This window comes from Inquilinus sp., from assembly GCF_057815775.1.
In genome coordinates, this window is sequence record NZ_JBYRFX010000395.1 from 1 (window position 1) to 5,048 (window position 5,048).

General features: G+C 68.7%; 5 protein-coding genes. 1 reads left to right on the forward strand and 4 read right to left on the reverse strand.

The annotated features are described in order from the left end of the window. From AC3XYG_RS14215 to AC3XYG_RS14225, 3 genes are all read right to left on the reverse strand, one after another. The coding region (locus AC3XYG_RS14215; protein ID WP_489140492.1) for an ABC transporter permease at positions 1–1,187 on the reverse strand (1,187 nt) is incomplete at its 3' end. Continuing rightward, positions 1,184–2,137: an ABC transporter permease gene (locus AC3XYG_RS14220; protein WP_489140493.1), complete on the reverse strand. Its 954-nt coding sequence runs from the start codon at positions 2,135–2,137 to the stop codon at positions 1,184–1,186. The genes AC3XYG_RS14215 and AC3XYG_RS14220, both read right to left, overlap by 4 nt. After that, positions 2,134–3,672 (reverse strand): ABC transporter substrate-binding protein, encoded by a 1,539-nt coding sequence (locus AC3XYG_RS14225; RefSeq protein ID WP_489140494.1) that lies wholly within the window; start codon positions 3,670–3,672, stop codon positions 2,134–2,136. Before AC3XYG_RS14225 ends, AC3XYG_RS14220 begins: the two co-directional genes overlap by 4 nt. 278 nt (positions 3,673–3,950) lie before the next feature. Between AC3XYG_RS14225 and AC3XYG_RS14230 the strand changes: the two genes are divergently transcribed. After that, entirely contained in the window at positions 3,951–4,655 is a 705-nt protein-coding gene (locus tag AC3XYG_RS14230) for a FadR/GntR family transcriptional regulator (RefSeq protein WP_489140495.1), read from the forward strand. Between the two features lie 95 nt (positions 4,656–4,750). Here the strand turns inward: AC3XYG_RS14230 and AC3XYG_RS14235 are convergent. Next, a partial coding sequence (locus tag AC3XYG_RS14235) for a hypothetical protein (protein ID WP_489140496.1) occupies positions 4,751–5,048 on the reverse strand: 298 nt, incomplete at its 5' end.

Sequence of the window (5,048 nt, forward strand, 5' to 3'; positions counted from 1 at the left end):
ACGCGGTGCACCGGGTTCAGGCTGCTCATCGGGTCCTGGAACACCATGGCCATGGCGCCGCCGCGCAAGGTCCGCAGCGCCGGCTCGTCCAGCCGCAGCAGGTCGCGGTCGCCGAACCAGGCGGCGCCCGCCACCGGCCGCGCCGCCGGCGGCAGCAGCCCCATCAGGGCGGTGGCGGTGACGGCTTTGCCGGAGCCGCTTTCGCCGACGATCGCCATGGTCTCGCCGGGGAGGACCGATAACGAGACGTCCTCGACCGGGCGGATGGTGCCGCGCGGGGTGGCGATCTCGACCGTCAGCCCCTGCAGATCCAGCACCGCATCGCTGCGCCCGGGCGGCGGCAGCAGGCCGGGTAGCATCCGGTCGACCAGCCGCAGGCGGGGGCGGGCCGCCGGCGTGCGCGGGTCGGCCAGGTCGCGCGGCGCGTCGCACAGCAGGTTCATCGCCAGGATGGTCAGGCTCAGTGCCGCGCAGGGCCACAGCAGCAGCAGCGGCGACTGCTCCATGGTGGCGCGGGCGCCGCGGATCATCAGGCCCCAGGACGGGGCCGGCGGCACCACGCCGAGGCCTAGGAAGGACAGGCCGCTTTCCAGCACAACGGCGGCGGCGACGGCGAGCGACAGCTGCACCAGCACCGGGCCGGCGATGTTGGGCAGCAGCGTGCGCAGCAGGATGCGGCCGGTCGGGGCGCCCAGCGCGCGCACCGCCTCGACATAATCGTGGCTGCGGGCCGACAGCACCTCGGCATAGGCGACGCGGGCGAAGCCCGGCAAATACAGCACCGACAGCACCAGGATCAGCGTGCCGGCGCCGGGGCCCAGCAGGGTGACGACCAGCAGCGCCAGCAGCACCGGCGGGAAACACAGGATGACGTCCATGCTGCGCACGGCCAGCAGCTCGCCCAAGCCGCGGAACCAGCCGCCGATCAGGCCGAGCGTGGTGCCCAGGAGGCCGGCGATCAGGGCCGAGGCGAAGGCGACGCCCAGGCTGGTGCGTGCCCCCCAGATCAAGCGGGACAGCACATCGCGGCCGAACTCGTCATGCCCGAGCGGCGAACCGGGCCCCGGCCCGGCCAGGCGGTTGGCGATGTCCTGCCGCACCGGATCCGCCAGGCCCAGCCACGGCGCCAGCAGCGCGAGCAGCAGGACCAGCGCGACCAAGGCGCCGGGGAGCCACAGGCGCCTCATGCTGCCCGGATCCGCGGATCGAGGATGGCGTAGAGCAGGTCCATCGCCAGGTTGATCAGCAGGAACAGGCCCGAGACGGTGAGCACGATGCCGATCACCATCGGATAGTCGCGCGCCTCGACCGCATGCAGCAGCGGCGTCGACAGGCCGGGCCAGTTGAAGACGTATTCGACCAGCACCGTGCCGCCCAGCATCGTGCCCATCTGCAGGCCCAGCACGGTCAGCACCGGGGTCAGCGCGTTGCGCACGACATGGCGCACCAGCACCCGGGCGGGGGACAGGCCCTTGGCGCGGGCGGTGCGGACATAGTCGCGCGACAGGGCGTCGAGCACCGAGGACCGCGTCATCCGGAACACCACCGCGGTCAGCCCCTTGCCGATGGCGATGGCGGGCAGGGCGAGCAGGGTCAAATGCTGCAGCGGATTCTGCGCCAGCGGCACGAAACCGCCGGCGGGCATCAGGCGCAGGGTCTGGGCCAGCAGCAGGATCAGCAGAGTGCCGACCACGAACACAGGAATGGCCAGCAGCAGGGCGGCGATGCCGGAGGCGATGCGGTCGAACGCGCCGCCGCGGTTGACCGCGGCACAGGTGCCGGCCGGGATGCCGAAGACGACCGCAATCAGCGCGCCGGCCACGATCAGCTCCAGCGTCCGTGGCAGGCGCAGCGCGATCTCCTGCGCCACGGGATAGTCGTCGACCAGGGACGTGCCGAGGTCGCCGCGCGTCAGCCCGGCCAGGAAATCGAGATACTGATCGGCCAGCGGCTGGTCCAGCCCGAGCTTCTCGCGCAGCTCGGCAACGGTGGCGGGATCGGGCGCGACGCCGCCCGACGACAGCAGCAGCTCCGCCGGATCCCCGGGCACCATGTGCAGCGCCAGGAACACGATCGTGACGACGATCCAGGCGAGGCCGATCGATATCCCTATCCGGCGGAGCAGGGCGGCGATCATCCGAAGCTGGTCTCTTCGAGAGTGGCACCGGAGGAGGTCGTCAGCGCGCCCGGCAGGTTGGTGAAGCCGGTCACGCCGCGATCCATGCCGTAGCCCTGCGACCGCCAGGCCAGGCCGGCCAGCGGCACCTCCTCCAGCGCGGCGCGCTGCATCTCCTTGTAGATCTCGACCCGCTTGGCCGGGTCGAACTCGGCCCGGCCGCGGGCCAGGGCGTCCACGGTCTTCGGTGCCTTCAGGCCGAAGGACCGGCCATGGGTCGGCGCCAGCGAGGTGTCGATCACCCCGGTCAGGCCGTCGGGGTCGTTGTTGTCGGCGGCCAGGCCGTGGATGGCGATGTCGTACTGGCCCTTGGTGCCGCGGCTGACCCGGGTCGACCAGTCGGGCAGCTGCAGCTCGCATTGGATGCCGATGGCGGCGAGATGCTGCTGCACCACCTCGGCGGTGTCCTTGTGCATGCCGTACTGGGCGGTGGCCATCAGCGTGGTCTGGAACCCGTCGGGATATCCGGCCTCCGCCAGCAGCGCCTTGGCCCGCGCCGGATCATAGGCCCAGCCATTGGCCAGCGCCTCGTCGTACCAAGGCGTGCCGGCGATGATCGGCAGCCCTGCCATCGGCTTGCCGCGGCCATAGAAGGCGGCCTTGACGATGTCCTCGCGCTTCACCGCAAAAGCGACCGCCTGGCGCACCCGCGGGTCGTCGAAGGGCGGCTTGCTGGCGTTGAACTGCACGCACATGAACGGCCCCTCGACGGCATCGAGCCTCAGCCGCGGATCGGATTCGACCGAGGCCATCGACTGCCAGGGCACGTATTCGATCATATCGACATCGCCGGTCTGCAGCGCCGCGACGCGCAGATTCTCGTCGGTGTAGACGGTGAATTTGATGCCCTTCAGCCTTGGAATACCCGGCTTGTAGAACTTGTCGAAGGCGACAAGGTCGAGCGAGGTGCCGCGCTCCTGCCCGGCCAGGCGGAAGGGGCCGGCACCGACCGGCTCGCTCGGCGTCGAGTTTCGCCACAGCACGAAGGTGTTGTAGTTGGCGAACCAGGTCGGCAGCGTCGCCGTCGGCGTCTTGGTCACCAGGCGGACGGTCTGCGGATCGGGGATGTCGATGCGCTCGATGCCCTGGAACTGGGTGCGCATATAGGCGGTGGATTTCTCGCCGGCGATCTGCTCGATCGACCATTTCACGTCGTCGGCGGTGACCGGCTCGCCATTCTGGAACACGCAGCCCGGGCGCAGTTTGAACACCCAGGCGCCATCGCCGTCGACCGACCAGGATTCGGCCAGTTCGCCGCGCAGTTGGCCCTTGCTGTCATAGGTGACCAGGCTGCGGTGCAGCAGCAGCTTCACGGTGCCGGCGGCGGCGCCGGTGCTAACCCAGGGCTGCAGGTTGGGCGGGAAGGCCGACAGGCCGAACCGCAGGATGCCGTCGGCCGCCTGGGCCCGGGCCGGCAGCGACAGGAAGGGCAAAACCAGCCCCGCCCGAAGCAGCGCACGGCGCGTCGTGGTGATGCAGCGGCTACCCTCGACCATGGTGCCATCCCCTGTTTCTGGCGCGCGGACGGCATGGCCCGCGGCCGAGATGTCGATTTTTTGCCCGATGTGGTCCGGGCTTGTTTTGACATCTATCTGGCTGAAAATTACATGTCAACTGACATGTGGACGGGGCGGTGCAGTCTGGCTGCGGCCGCGGCGAGGGCCGGAAGCCGCACATTTGTGCCATTTTCCGGGACAGCCGGGCTTTGAGCTTGCCGGCATAACGTGTAATCTTGCCTGCAAACAATCAGGCCCGCTGGCGGCAAAGGGTTCCGGTGTCACAACGCCCAAGACTGAGCGATATCCTCTATGGCGACATGCTGGGGCGCATCCAGCGCGGGCAGTTTCCGGGGGATGGCAAGCTGCCGTCCGAGAAGGAGCTGAGCCAGAATTTCGGCGTGTCGCGGCCGATCGTGCGCGATGCGCTGCGCCGCCTGCGCGAGGACGGGCTGATCCAGTCGCGCCAGGGCGCCGGCAGCTTCGTCACGTCAGCACCGGCGTCACCGTCGGCCCGTCCGGCGAATGGCGCGCAGGAGATCCAGACCATCTCGGATGTGCGGCGCGTCTACGAATTCCGCATCGCGCTGGAGGGCGAGGTCGCCTATGCCGCCGCCCTGAACCGCAACGAAGCGCTCGCCGCCGCGATCAAGAAGGAGCTGGATGCCATCGACCAGGCGATCCAGACCGGCAAGATCGGCGTGCAGCAGGACAGCGATTTCCACGAGGCGATCGCGCGGGCCACGCAGAACCAGTATTTCCAGGCCGCGCTTGCCGCGGTGCGGCCGCATCTGGACTACGTCATCGATCTCGCGCGCAGCTTCTCGATGCTGCATTCGGGCGAGCACCTGGCGATGGTCCAGCGCGAGCACGCCGCGGTCTACGAGGCGATCCGCGACGGCGATGCGGTCAAGGCGCGCGAGGCGATGCAGGCCCATATCCGCAACGCGCAGGAGCGGGTGTTCGACGGCATCCATCTCTAACCCGGGGCATTCGGGATGTGCGGTTATATGACAAGTCGGTCGTGACATGCGGCGCATGTCATCGGTTGTCAGGTCTGAGTCTGCTCGCTTTCAGTTCATGGGAGTTGCGCAATAATTAATTGATATAAAATGAACTTTTGATCGAGCGCCGAAACGGAAAGGTCGCTGCCAGCTGCGACTGCGGCACCAACAAAAAGCATAAGTTGACATGTCGTTCGGCGACAACGCAGATTTGATGGACCAACGGACCGGGAAACGGCCGGCTGAATCCGTCCGGCGGAGCGGGCCATCGCTCGCGCCGGATGCGTGCCTGTATCGGGAGAGTCTTCGGAAGTGAGCGACACGGCCAGCCATCTCGATGCCTTGCGCGCGCTGGTCGGGGCGCGCGGCCTG

What these genes read in the sequence shown, in the direction of transcription:
- AC3XYG_RS14225 (WP_489140494.1), bottom strand. Translation starts at nt 3,672, where the DNA reads ATGGTCGAGGGTAGCCGCTGCATCACCACGACGCGCCGTGCGCTGCTT.
- AC3XYG_RS14220 (WP_489140493.1), bottom strand. Translation starts at nt 2,137, where the DNA reads ATGATCGCCGCCCTGCTCCGCCGGATAGGGATATCGATCGGCCTCGCC.